Origin of the sequence: Cellvibrio fibrivorans, from assembly GCF_031457055.1 — a bacterium.
Classification (GTDB): Bacteria; Pseudomonadota; Gammaproteobacteria; order Pseudomonadales; family Cellvibrionaceae; genus Cellvibrio; species Cellvibrio fibrivorans.
The window spans coordinates 482,689-500,439 of the sequence record NZ_JAVDVX010000003.1 but is presented as its reverse complement, the minus strand read 5'-3'; the positions used below and the strand labels follow the sequence as shown (position 1 = coordinate 500,439).

Genomic DNA, 17,751 nt, shown 5'->3' with positions numbered 1-17,751 from the left:
AGAGGCTGCAACTTATTCATCATCAGCTCCGGTGTAACGAGCTTGGTCTTGCAACAACTCACGCTCTACATCACCGGGTGAACCCGTATTGCGCGCGAGCAAACTGTAAGCCACAGGAACTAAAAAGAGTGTAAGAAAAGTTGCGACCAGCACACCGGAGATCACTACTACACCAATAACAAAACGTGTTTCTGAACCAGCACCAGATGAAATCACCAAGGGAATTGCGCCCGCAACTGCAGTAAGGCTGGTCATTAAAATTGGACGCAAACGCGCAGAGGATGCCTCCAACAATGCCTCGGTAAATTCCACACCGCGATCGCGCAATTGGTTGGCGAATTCCACGATAAGAATGCCATTTTTTGCGGCCAACCCTATCAGCATCAACAAACCAATTTGCGAGTAGAGATTAAAACTACTGCCTGTCAAATAAAGCCCCAACATTCCACCCAGTATCGCTAGTGGAACAGTAAGCATAATCACAAACGGGTGCACGTAGCTTTCAAACTGGGCTGCCAATACCAAAAAAGTAATTAATATTCCCAGCAAGAAAATAAACATAATCGAACCGCCTGCCGTCTGGAAATCGCGCGATAGGCCTTTGTAATCCACAACAGCGGTCGATGGCAGATGCTCGCGCACCAAACCATTTAGGTGATTAAGCGCATCACCCAAGGCAAGTCCATCAGCGAGGTTTGCTTCGATCGTGAGCGAGCGCATACGGTTATAGCGATTCAAGCGGCTGGCATCGGCAACCTCCTTCAAGGTAACCAAATTCGACAATGGAATTAATTCACCCGAACGCTCGGAGCGGACATACATGTTTTGCAAACTGGTCGTTGTGCGCTGCTCGTCTCGCTCGCCTTGCATAATCACATCGTATTCTTCACCATCATCAATATAAGTCGTTGCGCGACGCGACCCCAACATAGCTTCAAGTGTACGACCGATATTATTTACACTCACGCCCAAATCTGCAGCACGATTGGTATCAATTAGCACCTCGACTTGCGGTTTGGTTTCTTTGTAATCCCAGTCGATACCCGTTAAGCCTGGATTATTTTTTTCCAGTTTCTCTAATAAGATATCGCGCCATTTAGCCAACTCCTCGTAGGTGCCTCCGCCCAAAACAAATTGCACGGGTTTAGTCGCCTGCGAACCAAAGCCTTGGCGCATTACAGGCGCTGCGGTTACACCGGGTAAATCCGCAAGCTTTTGACGAATTTCATCCATCACCACAAACGCACCGCGGCGCTCGCTCCAATCATTCATCACGGCGATAATCATGCCCGAGTTAAAACTTTCTACCGCACCAAAACCGCGTGGAGCACGTACCATTAACCGATTGATTTCTCCCGCCTCTACATATTTCATCATGCGGCTTTCAATTTCGGTCATGTACTCTTCCATGTAGGCGTAACTGGCACCCTCAGGGCCATTCACCATCACAAAAAAAGTACCGCGATCTTCACGTGGCGCATATTCGGAGGGGATTTGTTGGGCAAGAAAAAACGTACCCAACAATAATAATGCGAAACTCACAATGATTAATTTTGCACGGCGCAAACAAGCGCGGATGGCATGCTGATAGCGCAGGCGCATACGCGACATTCCCCGATCAATCGACGCAACAAAGTTATTTTTATTTTCATTGCGCACCAGCATTTTGGAGGCGAGCATGGGCGAAAGCGTGAGTGCGATTAATGCAGAGAAGCCAACAGCCGCAGCCATAGTAATGGCAAACTCGGAAAATAAACGCCCTATATCGCCTTTTAAAAATACGATCGGAACGAAAATGGCAATCAGCACCAGCGTAGTTGCAATAACAGCAAAGCCTACTTCACGTGCACCATCATAAGCAGCAAGCAAAGGTGTTTTACCTTTTTCTTCTATATGGCGTACGATATTTTCCAGCACTACAATCGCATCATCAACCACCAAACCAATTGCGAGCACCAGCGCCAGCAAGGTCAGCATATTTACTGAGAACCCCATGACGGCAAGCACAGTAAAGGTCGCGATAATTGAAACGGGTACTGCGACAGCAGGCACTAACATCGCGCGGATGCTACCCAGAAATAAATAAATCACCAACACAACCAAAGCGATTGCAATACCGAGCGTGATGTAAACTTCATGAATCGCGCGCTCAACAAAAATAGAACTGTCGTAGCTATCTTCGAGGCTCATACCTTTAGGTAAAATTGCGTTGATGCGGTCACGCTCTTCTTTTGCACCGCGCGCCACATCGATGGTATTTGCAGTGGATTGCTTCACAATCCCGATACCGACTTGTGTAACGCCGTTACCGCGAAATAAGGTGCGATCCTCTTCGGTACCCTTCTCGACTTTGGCAACATCACCCAAGCGAATTAAATGCCCATCATCGCCGCGCTTAACAACCAACTGACTAAATTGATCTACCGTGCGATAGGAGCGTGCCATACGCACTGTAAATTGCCGCTCCAGCGATTCAATACTACCCGCCGGTAATTCAATATTTTCGGCGCGCAATGCGGATTCAACATCATTCACCGTTAGATTGCGTGCGGCGAGTTCGCGTCTGTCCAACCATAAACGCATAGCGTAACGCTGCTCGCCACCAATACGCACTCGAGCAACACCGTCAATCACCGAAAAGCGGTCAATTAAGTAGCGCTGCGCATAATCCGATAGTTCCGGCATCGTCATATTTTCGCCGGCCAAATTAAACCAGAGAATCACATCTTCATCGGAACTGACTTTTTGAACTTCAGGCGGATCAGCCTCATCCGGTAAATTTCCTAATGCACCGTTGACGCGGTCGCGAATATCATTGGCTGCAGAGTCCATATTGTGGCCAGTATCAAACTGTACCACTATGTTAGAGATACCATTTTCGCTGGAGGATTCGATAAAACGAATGCCCTCTACGCCTGAGATGCGATCTTCAATGACTTTAGTAATCCGCGTTTCAACAATGCTCGCCGCCGCACCGGGATAATTGGTGCGGATGGATACGACAGGTGGATCAATATTGGGGTATTCACGCAAAGTGAGGCGATCAAACGCCACTATGCCGAAGGCAATTAATAAAATTGAAATGACCGAGGCAAATACCGGCCGCTTAATGGAAATATCCGAGAGCATCATCGCAGGTTACCCTCAGTTATTTTTTTGTTTGATTAAATCGGAAAGGTGTGTACCTTCTCCTGTTTGTTCGGCATCAGGTTTTTCCTCTGCCAATACTTTTACTTTTTGCCCGGGACGAACTTTTTGTAAACCATGGGTCACTAATTTATCACCCGCATTCAAGCCACTTAACACCTCTACCGATCCCGCAAGACGCTCGCCAATGGTAATTTGGCGGCGTTCAACAATGCCTCCTGTTTCGTCCAGCACAAATACGAAATTATTACTGCCCAGCGGCACTAAAGCGGATTCGGAAATAATTAACGCGTCGCGCGATGCCGCTTTTAAATCGACCAACATCAACATACCCTGCTTTAATTCGTGATTTTTATTGTCGAGCAACGCACGCACTTTAATTGAACGAGTCACTTCATCGATTTGGTTATCAATGCTAAAAACTTCTCCTTCAAAAACCTTGTTACCTAAATCACGGCTCTTTGCAATGATCGGCAAACCCGGTGACAAGCTGCGCAAATAAACTCCGGGCACGGTGAAATCCAGTTTCATTTTTGAATCGTCATTCAAGGTGGTAATTTGGTCTCCAGGTGAAACCAATGCACCGACACTCACTTCGCGCAAACCAACTACACCTGAGAAAGGCGCTAGCAACACCAAATCTTTCAAGCGCGATTCAGTTGCATTGTAGCGCGCACGCGCCGACTCAAATTCTCGCACGCGTTGATCCAGCAGCGATTGGGAAGCGGCGCCGCGTTTAGCTAGCTCTTGCACACGGTCGAGTTGTTTTTTGGCCTCATCGGCATTAAAGCGCGCCTCTTCTAACAGCGCTGATTCTTCTCGACTGGTCATCTCCACCAGTACCTGACCTTTTTCAACGCGCTGGCCATCCTCAAAATTAATCCGCGTCACCTTTTTCGTATCATTCGGGGTCAGCGTAATCGCCTCATTTGCGCGCAGAGTCCCGAGTGCTTCAATAGTGGTTGTCAAACTCTTGATACTCGCAGCTTGTACGATGACCTCGACAGGCCTATCTGCTGGAGGTTGCGCATAGGCGCTGGCAACAAAAGCAAAGGAGCCGAATATAAGGACACGCAAACTATTCAATAGGCATTGCGAACCGCGTAGCGAAACATGCGGATGTTGATTCATAAGATCTCCCTGGAAATAAAGCATCGCCATTATTCAAGTGATTTTGCAGCGCTGCCAAAGAAAATAAGTAACACGGCGGTTTGATGTTGCAGCCTATTACGCACAGATGTCGGTAAAGGATAAACGGCAACCAGAAGGATCCTGCAAGTTTAACATTTGTTTACAAAATCAAACCTTTAGGCGCAATTGTGCAAGAAAAACAGAACGGCAGCCGGTTATTAATCACAGCTGCCGTTGCATTATTTTTCATCAGGAGAGAAGAGAATTGATGCTGAGTTGATGCAGTAACGTAAACCGGTCGGCGCTGGCCCATCGGTAAACACATGGCCAAGATGGCAATCGCATTTGCGGCAAACCACCTCGGTTCGCACCATGTAATGGCTGGTATCCATATTTTCCCGGATTGCCGTTTTATTGACCGGAGCATAAAAGCTTGGCCAACCGCACCCGGCATCAAACTTGGTATCAGCATCAAATAAGAGCTCGCCACAGCAGCGGCAGCGATAATCGCCCGCACTGAACTCCTGCCAATATTCACCGGTAAAGGGGCGCTCGGTGCCCTTTTCCCGGCAAATCCGGTACTGCTCAGGGGTTAATTTTTCCCGCCATTCGGCGTCGGTCAGGTTTTCGTTATCAGCCATAAGGATTTCCTTGACAGATCAACTAGTTAAGGTCGATTATTCGAGTGTTTTTCAACCGCAATCACGCACGACCGCAATCAAGGCATCTTACTGCAAATGAACCCGATTAAGAAATCCGACAAACTCAATGGAGTCTGTTACGACATACGCGGCCCGGTATTGGACCACGCCTATCGCCTCGAAGAAGAAGGCCACCGTATTCTGAAACTGAACATCGGCAACCCTGCCCCGTTTGGTTTCTCGGCACCTGATGAAATTATTCAGGATGTCATCCGCAACCTCGCCAATGCCGAAGGTTACACCGCATCCAAAGGCCTGTTTGCCGCGCGCAAAGCCATCATGCACGAATGCCAGCGCCTGGAAGTACCCGGCGTTGAAATCGAAGATATTTTCCTCGGCAATGGCGCGAGCGAATTGATCGTGATGGCCATGCAGGCACTGCTGAATAATGGCGATGAAGTCCTGGTGCCCGCACCGGATTATCCGCTTTGGACTGCTGCTGTAAATCTTGCTGGCGGTAAAGCTCGTCATTATTTGTGCGATGAGCAATCTGACTGGTTCCCGGACCTCGCCGATATCGAAAGCAAAATCACCGATAAGACCCGCGGCATTGTAGTTATCAACCCCAACAATCCAACCGGTGCGGTTTACAGCCAGGAAGTATTGGAAGCGATTGTGGAATTGGCCCGTCGCCACAACCTGATTATTTTTGCGGACGAAATTTATAGCAAAATCCTGTACGACGATGCCGAATTTATCCCTATGGGGAAGTTGGCGCAGGACGTACTTTGTGTGAGCTTCAACGGCCTATCAAAAGCCTATCGACTGGCTGGTTTCCGTTCTGGCTGGATGGTCATCAGCGGCGCCAAGCATCGTGCGCGCAGTTATATTGAAGGCTTGGAGATGCTCTCTTCAATGCGCCTCTGCGCTAACGTTCCGGCCATGTACGCCGTACAAACGGCATTAGGTGGTTACCAGAGCATTAATGAATTAATTATTCCTGGCGGCCGCCTGCGCGATCAGCGTGATACTGCCTTAAAAGCCATGGCCGATATTCCCGGTTTGTCCTGCGTAAAACCCAAAGGCGCTTTGTACTTGTTCCCAAAATTGGATTTGAACATGTACAAGATCAAAGACGACCAGCAAATGATCCTGGATTTCTTGTTGCAGGAAAAAGTATTGTTGGTTCAGGGCACCGCGTTTAACTGGCCGAACCGCGATCACTTCCGCATTGTGTTTTTGCCCCGCGAAGATGACTTGACCAAAGCAATTCATCGCTTCGGTAATTTCTTATCCCGTTACTCGCAATAATTTTTTCATCATTTCAAAAAACACACATAAAAAAACCAGCCTTGCGCTGGTTTTTTTATGTTCAGGCAGCTGATGGAGGAACTCGGTACACCAAGAGCTTTAATTGCTGCTCTGGGTCTATATCGGGGAAATCTGCATGCGGTCTTACCCTTTCGATAAATTCCGTATGCGGACACTGCTCAACAAACTGCTGCTTTAAAAAGCCTTCACTCAATTCCGGTGCATTTAAACAAGCCAGCACTAACCCACCTGTGGGCATCAATTCCGGCAAACGACGAATAACTTTTGCGTAATCTTTTTCCGCGATAAAACTGCCTTTTTGGTAAGACGGCGGATCAATAATCACCAGATCATAGGGGCCGGGCTTTTTAACACGACTCCAGGATTTCAAGATATTTTCAGCAACAAATTCACTTTTACTTTTCGCAAGATTGTTGAGCTGATGGTTGGCACGACCTAGATTCAAGGCGGCACTACTCATATCTACGTTAACGACTTTCTCTGCACCAGCGTTGATAGCAACAACCGAAAAAGCACAGGTATACGCAAATAAATTCAGTACCCGCTTATCTGCTGCATGCTGTTCAATCCATTGCCTACCCGATTCCATATCCAAAAAGAATCCTGAGTTTTGCTGTTGTGCAAGATGCAAATTAAACAGTGAATTGCCACGGCGCGCATAAATCAAATCGGGCAACTCACCCCAGACAATTTCACTCGGTGCATTAGGCATATAACGATGCTGCACTACTAACACCGAATTAGATGATGCAAACAGAGGATGAATTTGTACAATCAATTCGTCCAACCACTGCTCAGGTGGTTCAACAAAAAGAGTTACCAAAATAGCGGGCTGAAAAAAATCAACTGTCACAAATTCCAAGCCAGGAAATGTGCGACCACGGCCATGAAATACACGGTAACTATCAATTTCAGTTTGGATACGAATTTTTTCAGCGAGCAAGGCAAGGCGCTCAACAATAATCTGCATTAATGTTCGCCTTCTACGGAATAACCTACGGGATACATAATGGCCTCGCGATACCCGACAATAACCGGGCGATAACCACCGAACGCAACATCCAATTCGGGGTCATTGGTATCCACCAATAGTGGGCGGCCATTAAGCGCCAGGATTTTTCCGCGCGCGGCAATAATATGGATATTATTTTTGCCAATGCGACGCAAAATCGCTGGAGTAAATTGCTGATTGCCACGGCCAAGAATATGACCTTGCCCACCAATCGCAGTGATGATCATTTTTACTGGACCGGAGAACTGATCGAGGTGGGTAATAATTTGTGCAGCACTGACATCTGTGGCAATTAATTCATTATTCAACAATACATCCACACCTAACAAACTGCCATCAACACCAAGCTCTTGTAAAAAAAGATGTGTCGTTGAACCTGGGCCGACCAAATACAGTGTATCGGGTTGCAACTGCTCAATCATTCCTTGGGCAACATCCAGTTGCGCCAATTCATCGCGCTCAGTACCGGCATTTTTAACTTGCTGCAAAAATTGCGAATCTTCCGGCACTAATAAAGTGCCGTAAAAGCGTGCACGCACCTGGCCATTACGAAACGCATCTTCATCAATATCTTTTACATCGCGCTCGACGATATTCACCAAGGAGCCGGTTAATAATTGTTTAAGGATTTCACCCGCAGCTTCTGGCGCATTAGCGTAAACACCGGAATGCATCTTCACACCACAGGGAACACCTAATACCGGTTGGGATGTACCCACCACATCGGCAATTAATCGCGCAGTGCCATCGCCACCGGCAAATAAAATCAAATCAACATTGTGTTGCATAAGCACCGTGGCCGCAGCGCAAGTATCTTGCGCACCGCTCGGCTGTTGTTGCGCAGCGCCGACAACATGGGCAGTAAAACCAGATGCGTGGGCACTGCTTTCCCCCATATCGCCAGCAAAACAAAAAATCTCTATTTGCTCACGAAAATTGGCAATCACCTGCAGTGCGCGCTCCATACGCTGCAATGCACGCGGTTCAGCACCGCGCGCAATGGCTTCAGTGCGAATCGCATCGCCATCGGAACCTTTTAAGCCGACACTGCCGCCCAAGCCTGCACAGGGATTAATAATTAAACCGAGTTTAAACACAGTGGAATCCTAATACCTGCAACCATTTTTTATCGGTATCAGTGATGCTTTCCAAATGCACTTGGTAATTATGAAATTCACGGCGTACCGGATAGTGTTTGCGCAAGCTATCGAAGCCTTCTCCAAAAACCACTTCACCTGCAAATGCCTGCGTAGCAAGTGCACGCAAACGCGCATCGTCTGCGGCGATATCGTAAACCTGTTTTATTAATTCTTTGGCGATATTGAAAATATTATTATGCTTATCAATATTTTTATCGATACGCAATTGATTATTCGCCAATGGCGGCACCAATGCAGTGAGCGAGGATTGCGGAGATTTATCGAGATGACGGCAGAGCGCCTGATAAATCAGCTCGGTGCCGTTTAATTTTCCATCGTAGCTGTAACCAGCGATATGCGGGCTGCCGAGCAATACATGATTGAGTAATTCCAGCGATATATCCGGCTCAGGTTCCCACACATCCAATACAACACGTAAATCATTGCGCTCAGTTAACACATCCAACAAAGCCTGATTATCAATCACCGGCCCACGCCCACAATTAATTAATACCGCTCCAAGTTTCAATTGCAGTAATTCTTTACGCCCCAATAAATGAAAGCTTGGATGTGCCCCAGTAGTGACGAGCGGCGTATGCATACTGATTACATCGCAAGCCAGTACCTCTTCAAGACTAGTGAGATCAGGATTTTGTGCAAGTGTCAGATTGGGATCATAACAGAGCACATCAACGCCCTGTGCTTTGAGCCGTTTGTAGAGCAAGCCACCCACATTGCCGCAGCCGATAATGCCGAACTTTACTGGCAGCCAATTGATATCCAAATGGCAAAGTGCGGCATAAACAAACTCAACCACTGAATTGGCATTGCAGCCTGGGGCGCTGGACCATTTGACTCCATGTGCATCCAAATAGGCTTGATCCAAATGATCAACACCAATAGTGCAAGTACCCACAAATTTAACCTTACTACCCTCTAGCAGAGCGGGGTTTACTTTGGTAACCGAACGCACAATCAAGGCATCTGCATCACGGACATCAGCCGCAGTCATAGTGCGGCCCGGCAAACAGACCACCTCACCCATATGGCCAAAAAATGCATTCACCAGCGGGATGTTTTCATCCGCAACTATTCTCATAACAACTCGCTTAGGTTCGAAAAATGGCTTCTATAGACCTTATCTGCGGTAAAACCAAGCTACAGATAAATCTATGGAATAAAAAAGTTGCCCATAGCAGTTGTGCTTTGGGGATTTAGCATATACTTTATATAGTGATGGTGACGTTAAAACCATCGTTCGGCACCTGGTTTTCAAATCAGGCTCTGCCTCACTTTAGGGGGTGGTATTATGAAGATCTCGGACACTGGCCACAACATGGATAATGTGGTTGATCTCTTCACCAGGAAAACCTATTCGGCCCTTCACGATGAGCGTTTTATCCGCCTGGCTCCTGAATTGGACGGATTGGAAATGCTTTATTCCAACGATACCAGCTCCGAAAAACTCTACAGCCTAAAAATCCTTTGTTGGGGCTTACGCGCTAACGGCGAAGTAGTTGGCTTGGTGCCGTGGCTCAATGACATAGTGCCCTGCCCTGACTTATGCGACCCCTTAAATGGCCATTGGGAAGGGTATTATGATCCGGGCATTGACGAGCTGTTCTTCGAGGCGCCCATGCACAAGATCATTGAGCTGGAAACCGCAGCGGAGTATTACGAAGTTCAGTGCGACAGTGGTGATGATGTAATCCAGGAACTACCCGATACTATTGGTACACATGCCGTATTGGCCGTGCCCGATAGCAAGCGTTTATCATTGGTAGAAGTCGTGAGTTGGAGCCTGCATTTTGATGGCAGTGTTTACGCCATGATTAGCGATCCAGCCAAAGTAGTTAGCACGCCGGTGTTGCCGGGAGATGATTCTTTGTACGAGGCCCAAGCCAGCGAATTTTTCCGCTACTTCTTCCAACACCAGATTGCCAACAAAATCAAAGCAGAAGACCCCGAAGCTATGGCTGCGATTTCCATGCTGGTTGATGGAATACAGTAATTTTTATTCTCCTGCACCTTTGCAAATAACGCCGCTCGTGCGGCGTTATTTTTTGGCGTCTCGAAAAGATATAACTAAAAATCCGTAAAAACCAATTTTTAGTTTTTACGAATATAAAAAAAGTACTGTTTTTCCGTTTCTTTTTGCTCGATCAAATCGTGACCAAGAAATAAACAAAATTTGGGAATATCGCGCAGCGTAGATGGATCTGTTGCAATCACTTCAACAACATTACCCGTTGCAGCTTCACGCATTACTTTGTGCAACATCATCACCGGCTCAGGGCAAAGCAAACCTGAAGCATCCAAACTTTTATCAATTGTGTCATTCATAGTTTTAAATCGTCTATAAACTTTTCGGCAAATAGCCAAGCGATTGCTATCATTAGGTCAACGGAAAAACATTCAGCAAAAGAGTTAACTACCGAGGAACCTGGTTCGATGTCTCGGATATCTATAAGCGATTATATGCCCACCGATTTTTTTAGTCGCCAAGCGTTGGAGCTAACGTTTCGTCTTTTGCGAAACAATCATCCTTTGCTGGCACATGCTGTAAAACAAACTATCGATAATACTGCCACTGTATCCTACGAAGATTTACAGTCTGCCTACACAGGTGAAATGCTACTCAACTCCGAAGTATTAGCGTCGCTAAAAGCCCACACTATTGGAAAAATAGTATCTGTGTTAACCGACATTGGCGAAGAGGCACTCAAACAAAATGATTTACCTCCAAGCCATATGACGCTAATGCGCACCTTGATTGAAGACTGGGTGCAGCTCACAGAATGGGTGCTTGCACATACTTCGGCAGATCAAAACGACCGTACGTCATACCATTAATTTTAGAGAATGACTGCGCGCTTAAGAAACGCGCAAATGACCAGTTACCTCTTCTCTATCGTGATACAGTTGCTTGAATTGGATTTCAACTTTAAAACCCGCTTTTTCCAATGCAGTACGAATACGCTCTTCACATTTTTTCACTTCAAGATAGCGCTGCTTCATAGGTAATTTCAAATTAAATACAGCTTCACGACAATTGGCTTTCGTGAACCAACTAATTACCATACTCGTTACACGCGCAGGTTTATCAACGATATCGCATACCAACCAATGCACCGGTTTTTTCGGCTCATATAAAAAACCATCCGTCAAAATATGCAAGACCTGCCCTGTCTCTAACAAGTTTTTATCCATTGGACCGTTATCGACTGCCTCCACATACATTCCACGCTGCACCAATTGCCAGGTCCAGCCACCCGGCGCAGCACCCAAGTCAACGGCGCGCATGCCAGAGGCTAGACGCGTATCCCAATCTTCTGCAGGAATAAAGTGATGCCAAGCCTCTTCCAATTTTAAGGTTGCACGGCTGGGCGCTTCTTTGGGCAAACGCAACCGTGCAATACCCGTTGGCCACGGCGATGAATTGTACGCAGGAATCACACCTAAATAGGCTTGTGTACCGGTGATAAACACCAGATGCAAACGCATGTGGCTACTTGGCTGAAATACTTTATTGGCTTTTAATGCTTTCTCAAACGGCGCGGTAAATTTTTTACTTAACCCAGAGAGTTCTTTACCCTCATTTGTATCGACGGTTTCTATCACCAATTCGCTGGTACTTGGCAATGCCTCCGCCGCTGCCAGTAAAGGTGTGACGCGATCAGCGACGGGCAAGTCATCAATCAAACCTGCACTGACAAACCACTGGCGCGCAAAAATCAATTTGGTAAAACGCAGCTGCTTGGTGATTAAATCTGCACCATTCGGCTCTTGGGTAATGAATACCACATAAGCGCTACCATCTTTGGTTTTGCTATAGCCATAAATACCCAGCTCACCAGCCAGATCAGTAATTTCTGCCGCACACTCTTTTTCAAAACCCGCACGACAATGTAAAAATAAATGATTCACAATTTTCCCGTTACGCAGATACGCGTTTAAATATAACGGAGCACTATTGCTCCATAAGTTCAGCATCACGGCGCGACAAAATACTTACCGTTTCTGTAGTAGTATCAAACACCACTACAATGTCGCGGCGCTTTAATTGCTGTTTAATTTGTTCAACTTTGGTACTGAGCGATATCTCTTCAACGCCATAATCGGTTCCCTCACGTGTAATAAATTCTTCAATTAATCCTTGTAATGCATCGCTCGATAATTGTTCATAAGGAATAATCATCTATTTCTCTTTCTATCGGTTTTGTGAGGAGAACCCGGTGATACCAGACCTGACTTGTTCAGCAGCAGCAAGCGGAGTAATCTTCGCTTATCAATCCTGTTTAACTGTTCAATCCAAACAATAAGGAATCACCGTGAATACACAATTGGTTTTAACTGTCCTCTGCGATGATCGCCCCGGTGTCGTTGAACAACTCGCCCAAACCATCAGCGAGCACCACGGCAACTGGCTGGAAAGCCGTATGGCGCAACTCGCAGGTAAATTTGCTGGAATCCTTCAGATCGCAGTGGCGGATACCCACCAGAACGAATTACGTACAGCCCTGGGGGGATTGACCGATAAGGGCTTTAAGATCGTCATTGAAAATGCGGTCAATACCACCAAACCGGACTGCCGCGAGTTCAGCTTTAGCGTCGTAGGCAATGACAGACCCGGCATTGTACGGGAAATCGCCCAAGCTTTTGCCGCCCGCCATATTAACATGGGCGAGCTGGAAACGGCGTGTTCAAGCATGCCATGGTCGGGAGAGCCGCTATTTGAGGCCACTGGGATAATTGAAGTGCCCAAATCGGTCGATATGAATGAGCTCTACGACTATCTGGATAAGATTGCTGATGAGCTGGCGGTGGATATCCGATTAGAGTCATCAACCGAACGCAATAGTTAGATCTACGCCACCACTAACAGCAGGGGCCACACTTGTGGCCCCTGTTCATAGCATTCATGCCATTGTTAGCCATCAGTGCTTTCGCTTTTTCAGCTCCTCATCAAACTTTTCCAATTCGATGTTGATTGCTGTAGTAGAAATATTGACCTCATAAAATGAAAACAATAGCGAGATCACCAACAAAATCAGACTGACAGCGAACAAATACATTCCCGCCGAAAGAAAAGACAGCAATAGCGAAAACATCGACAGCGTACAAAACACAAACGACAACACCCCAAACGCCTGCATCAACCGGATTACCGTCATACGGATACGCAAATTTTCAATTTGGCGAATTACAATGTCGCGGCTAGGTGCATTTTCCAAATTGCTTAATTGACGAATCACATTCGCAAGAGTCACAAAACGATTGGTGTAGGCCAGCATCAATAATGAAATTGCAGGGAATAATAAACTTGGAGTGGTGATGGTCATTTCCATAAATAAATTTTCAACTCAATTAAAATCTTTCACGCCAATAAATTACACGGTCATGGCCGCGATAACTACCAAAGGTATAACGCGCAGGGGGCAGCGCCTGATCAGAAAAACTGCCATCCTGATTCCAATCAAACCTAAGCCAAGGATAGCTCGTAAGATCAACATTGACATTAAAGCTTCCTGTACCGCCTCCAGTTGGCGCACTGAAAGAGTGAGTGGCCGTTCCGTTTGCGAAACCAACTTCAGTAGCCGTCATTTGACCGTAGGCACCGGTAGTGCTTCCCCCTGATAATCCTACGGTTAAATTCGCAGGAGTTAAAATATTTCCTGAAGGATACGCAATTACACTGCGTAAAATTGTTGTGCAGCTGTCATTCATATTTGGTGCAAAAAAACTACCCGTCCAAAATTCTGTAGCAAAATTAACAGGGAGAATCGCTGTTTCCGGACCAAATGCACCATCCAGCCGTAAGCGACCATAGCGCATGTTTAACGTAGAACCCAAATTGATTGCCGTACAACCTAACCCACTACATATCCCCGTAGTTGATGCATTCATATCCAACCCCTGCAAACTACGAGAATCAAACGTATCGCTCAATTGCAAACCAATTTGTAAATTCTCAAATGGACCATCAGGAACTTGATTAGGTAAAACGCGATTAAAACTTGCTGCAGCTGAATTGAGCAATAATTCACCCGCTGACCAAGTAAGAGCCGCACCAGCAGTGAAGCGTGGCAAGTTAACTCCCGAATTTGCGTTTTCTGCTACATAATTAATAGTAGGAATCGTGCCATACGCCGGTATGTAATTAGCCAATTTATTATTTCCAACTCCCCTTGCCTCTATTGAATAACTCAAGCTCAAAGGTTGTTGCATATAAGAAAATGCACCACAACTATTTGTGAGCGTAGAGTTTGTCAACGTAAAATGATTGGGATAAAAACGCCCCACAATTCCACTAGGAGAAATAACACTCACATTGCCCTGCCCCAAGTATCCCGTACCTGAGAGGCTGGGCTCTAATCTGAAACTCCCCACTTCATTCCATATCCTTGGAATTGTCGCACCGGCGGACAGTGCGCCATACGGAAAAGGAACATCGACAATATTATCGCCATTAAGGTCATCACCAATGATAAGCTGACCGGAAACACCACCTGTAGGGTAGTCTGGTTTTCTGACTGCACACGCCGGATCACTGACATCATCCCGCTCTGGGCATCCCATATTCAATTGAATTTTATTGCGTTCTGACGTAGTTATTTCATTGCCAAAATTCGGTGTAATTGCTCCTACTGCATTACGTGATTGCACATTCACCGTAAATTTTTCCCCCGCCGGAATAAAACCTAGCACGGGATTATTGGTACCCGCTGGATTAGCTTTAAATGGCGATGCCGTCTGGGCAACCGCTGATACAGCTAAAGTGTAGGGTTTAACCACAAATGGATTACTGCTTGCGGATATTATTAATTCAGGATTATTTCCTGATTCATCAATTTTTAACCGACCATGTAACGTAACTTGACCAACATCAGAATAATTAATTGTCATGGGCGCTTCGCCATTCGCATTAAAGGTCAAATTCACATTGTTGTAGGTAACTGCAGCAGCATTGTTATTGGCGGCGATCTGTATCCCGTTCACCGTAAAGGTTTGACCGCCTACACAAGAGGTTGGATTATTACAGGTAAATCCTAATCCTGTTTGAAGCGTTCTTGATGCAACTATCGCTTCACATACACCTGTTTTTGGGTTGGTACTAATCACCTTTGCAATCGCACTGCCATTTACACTGGCAACTTGCGTAGGAATATCAGCGAGTGCCGAATTAAGTGCAATCCGCAATACGGTATCAACAAACGTAATTGTTGATGTATTCGATGCTGTTGCGCTCTCAGCCTTAATCGTTAAAGTACCAGGCGTTGTCTGTCGCAAATATTTTGTAAAACTGGATTCATTACCCGTGAACGTAAAGGTATTTCCACCAACCCAAACACCTGTTGCAGGAGTTGTACTGAGGGTAACCAGGGTGCCGGCTGGCGGATTGTAAACAACACCCAATGAATTCCGTGCAGATACAGTCACCGCCTCTGCAGCGCAAGTAATTCCAGTTGCATTGTGACTGATTAAATAAGAGGCCGGTGTTGTAACGCACTCATAAAGCCCAGCCGCCGATATTGGTGAAGAACCCGTACCGCGAGGAATATCCACATAAGATCCACTGCCCGGCGTTTGCCATCGCAATTGCGCTACTGCAAAGCCGCCATTTTCGTAATATTCCAATTTAATGGGATAACTATTGCCTGCAACCAAATTCACTGCAGCAGACGTATGTATTGTTGCAGCATGATCATTCCATTGATCAATTAGTAAAACACCGTTCACCGTCAATCGTACGCCATCATCGGAATTGGTTTGGAATCGGTGAACACCCGACTGAGTAACATGCACGTAGCCGTCCCATCGAACAGAAAAAGCATTGGCACCAATACCGGTGGGCCCGGGAGCACCAGTGCCCCAGTCAAAATTAATGGGGCCATCAGATCTTCTGCTGGTCACAGGCGCAGTCAGCGATTGATTATTGAAATAATCGCCCGTAATACCTGCCGTTAAGGTTGTAGGGCATGATGCTACAGGCGGTGTGGTAACTGGCGCGCACTCATATAAACCCGCCCCCATAGCCGGTAATGGGCCACCGGGAATAGCGACATAAGAACTTGCCCCAGGCAATCGCCAATTCAAACGTATAACTGCATCACCACCAGCTTCGTAATATTCCAATACCAAGGTATAAGCGCTACCTGCAACTAAAGGGATATCAACCGTTGTGTCCGTTGCTGCCGAATGATCATTCCAGCGATCAATCACCAAATTACCATTCACATACAAACGTACGCCGTCATCAGATACCGTTTGAAAACGATACGAACCCGATTGAGTAACACGTACATACCCGGTCCATCGAGTAGAAAAATTATCAGCGCTAATACCGCTTGGCCCCGGTGCAGCAGTGGCCCAATTAAAATCAATCGGTGCATCACTGCGTGTCGCAGTTGAAGGCTCGGTGAGTGTGCGGTTGTTGTAATAATTTCCTGTAATTCCGCTGGATACCCCCGCCGGGCAATTCATCGGCGATGGTGGTGCGGAGCCACATGCATTTGCCGGTGTTGAACCCGGTGAGCAGGTGCCATATACGGCTCCGCCGTTGGTCACATTTACTGTTGAATAATTTGGGGCAGTTAAACTCCCATACACAATAGAATTATTAACCGTAATCGCTCCACTCGTACTACTGATACTGATTGACGAGGAGCCTGAACCCAACACACTGCCGTTTTGAATAGTCACAGTACTAGCTCCAGAAATACTGCCGCTCGTCATTGCCACTCCCGATAACGTGAGTGGATTGTTCGAGGTCATCACAAAGTTTCCGGCTAAAGTTCCACCCGTAATTGACATACCGGATTGTGCAGTGGCACCACCACCTAAATTCGTGCCATTAGTAGTGATGGTATTGTTGTTACTCCTCACCAACCCGGTTACACCACCACCGGTTAAATTAATATCACCATTGGTGGTGACCGTGCCATTAACTGTGGTGCCAACCAGCGTAACTGCGCCACTACTAGTCAAGTTGCCCCAAATAGTCGTAGTAGCAGAAGCGTCATGAGAGCCGTAAGTAGACGTGAGGTTGATACGGTTGCTAATGGACCCAATTGTGTTGTTATTCAGCGAAAAACCGTTATTAGCAGAAATGGTAATGGTGGTATTGGATGTCAGGATATCACCCGATGCCAAAGTCACTCGCCCATTACCATTACAGGTGTAGGTAGTGCCTGAAACACTCCAACTCGTACTACATGGAGGATAAGAACCTGACGTGAGATTATAAGTCGCAGCATTCACAATTGATGGAAACACAAGCGACCATAACAAGACGATCCATTGTATTTTTTGATTCACTAGATATCGGGATAAATAAAATGTTATGCGC

Annotated in this window: 15 protein-coding genes; 4 read left to right on the top strand and 11 right to left on the bottom strand. The window is 46.4% G+C overall.

All coding sequences use genetic code 11. From position 1 onward, the window contains the following. Positions 1-12 precede the first annotated feature (12 nt). From J2X05_RS10715 to msrB, 3 genes are all read right to left on the bottom strand, one after another. Entirely contained in the window at positions 13-3,132 is a 3,120-nt protein-coding gene (locus J2X05_RS10715) for an efflux RND transporter permease subunit (protein WP_310072270.1), read from the bottom strand. Between the two features lie 12 nt (positions 3,133-3,144). Then, positions 3,145-4,278 carry an efflux RND transporter periplasmic adaptor subunit gene (locus J2X05_RS10710; RefSeq protein ID WP_310072268.1) on the bottom strand — a complete coding sequence of 378 codons (1,134 nt, stop codon included), beginning with the start codon at positions 4,276-4,278 and terminating at the stop codon, positions 3,145-3,147. 239 nt (positions 4,279-4,517) lie between these two features. Next, positions 4,518-4,919 (bottom strand): peptide-methionine (R)-S-oxide reductase MsrB, encoded by a 402-nt coding sequence (gene msrB / locus J2X05_RS10705; RefSeq protein ID WP_310072266.1) that lies wholly within the window; start codon positions 4,917-4,919, stop codon positions 4,518-4,520. 96 nt (positions 4,920-5,015) lie between these two features. Here msrB and J2X05_RS10700 point away from each other — a divergent pair, with 96 nt between their 5' ends. Further along, positions 5,016-6,230, top strand: coding sequence for a pyridoxal phosphate-dependent aminotransferase (locus J2X05_RS10700; protein ID WP_310072264.1), 1,215 nt, complete (start codon positions 5,016-5,018; stop codon positions 6,228-6,230). A 61-nt stretch (positions 6,231-6,291) separates the two neighbouring features. Here J2X05_RS10700 and J2X05_RS10695 read toward each other — a convergent pair whose 3' ends face one another. From J2X05_RS10695 to J2X05_RS10685, 3 genes are read right to left on the bottom strand one after another with little or no spacing between them, the layout of a single operon-like run. Beyond that, complete coding sequence (locus tag J2X05_RS10695; RefSeq protein ID WP_310072262.1) at positions 6,292-7,221, bottom strand: class I SAM-dependent methyltransferase; 930 nt, start codon at positions 7,219-7,221, stop codon at positions 6,292-6,294. Continuing rightward, the gene (locus J2X05_RS10690; RefSeq protein WP_310072260.1) at positions 7,221-8,360 is read right to left on the bottom strand and encodes an ATP-NAD kinase family protein; all 1,140 of its coding nucleotides are present in this window, start codon (positions 8,358-8,360) and stop codon (positions 7,221-7,223) included. Before J2X05_RS10690 ends, J2X05_RS10695 begins: the two co-directional genes overlap by 1 nt. Beyond that, on the bottom strand, positions 8,353-9,501 hold the full coding sequence (locus J2X05_RS10685; RefSeq protein ID WP_310072258.1) for a 4-phosphoerythronate dehydrogenase: 1,149 nt from the start codon (positions 9,499-9,501) through the stop codon (positions 8,353-8,355). Before J2X05_RS10685 ends, J2X05_RS10690 begins: the two co-directional genes overlap by 8 nt. 210 nt (positions 9,502-9,711) lie before the next feature. Here J2X05_RS10685 and J2X05_RS10680 point away from each other — a divergent pair, with 210 nt between their 5' ends. Beyond that, positions 9,712-10,413, top strand: coding sequence for a hypothetical protein (locus J2X05_RS10680; protein WP_310072256.1), 702 nt, complete (start codon positions 9,712-9,714; stop codon positions 10,411-10,413). Between the two features lie 98 nt (positions 10,414-10,511). On the opposite strand, the gene tusA is transcribed toward J2X05_RS10680, so the two are convergent. Continuing rightward, positions 10,512-10,745 (bottom strand): sulfurtransferase TusA, encoded by a 234-nt coding sequence (tusA, locus tag J2X05_RS10675; RefSeq protein ID WP_310072255.1) that lies wholly within the window; start codon positions 10,743-10,745, stop codon positions 10,512-10,514. A 108-nt stretch (positions 10,746-10,853) separates the two neighbouring features. Here tusA and J2X05_RS10670 point away from each other — a divergent pair, with 108 nt between their 5' ends. After that, on the top strand, positions 10,854-11,255 hold the full coding sequence (locus tag J2X05_RS10670; RefSeq protein WP_310072253.1) for a hypothetical protein: 402 nt from the start codon (positions 10,854-10,856) through the stop codon (positions 11,253-11,255). Between the two features lie 21 nt (positions 11,256-11,276). Here the strand turns inward: J2X05_RS10670 and rlmM are convergent, their stop codons facing one another. Continuing rightward, positions 11,277-12,329, bottom strand: a complete 1,053-nt coding sequence (rlmM, locus tag J2X05_RS10665; RefSeq protein WP_310072251.1) for a 23S rRNA (cytidine(2498)-2'-O)-methyltransferase RlmM — start codon at positions 12,327-12,329, stop codon at positions 11,277-11,279. A 43-nt stretch (positions 12,330-12,372) separates the two neighbouring features. Beyond that, positions 12,373-12,600, bottom strand: a complete 228-nt coding sequence (locus J2X05_RS10660; protein WP_310072249.1) for a YheU family protein — start codon at positions 12,598-12,600, stop codon at positions 12,373-12,375. A 133-nt stretch (positions 12,601-12,733) separates the two neighbouring features. On the opposite strand from J2X05_RS10660, the gene J2X05_RS10655 reads away from it, so the two are divergent. Continuing rightward, on the top strand, positions 12,734-13,267 hold the full coding sequence (locus tag J2X05_RS10655; RefSeq protein ID WP_310072247.1) for a glycine cleavage system transcriptional repressor: 534 nt from the start codon (positions 12,734-12,736) through the stop codon (positions 13,265-13,267). A gap of 72 nt (positions 13,268-13,339) precedes the next feature. Here the strand turns inward: J2X05_RS10655 and J2X05_RS10650 are convergent, their stop codons facing one another. Then, a complete protein-coding gene (locus J2X05_RS10650; RefSeq protein ID WP_310072245.1) occupies positions 13,340-13,750 on the bottom strand; it encodes a DUF2721 domain-containing protein in 411 nt (136 codons plus the stop codon). 19 nt (positions 13,751-13,769) lie between these two features. Continuing rightward, positions 13,770-17,720, bottom strand: coding sequence for a PA14 domain-containing protein (locus J2X05_RS10645; protein WP_310072243.1), 3,951 nt, complete (start codon positions 17,718-17,720; stop codon positions 13,770-13,772). Positions 17,721-17,751 lie beyond the last annotated feature (31 nt).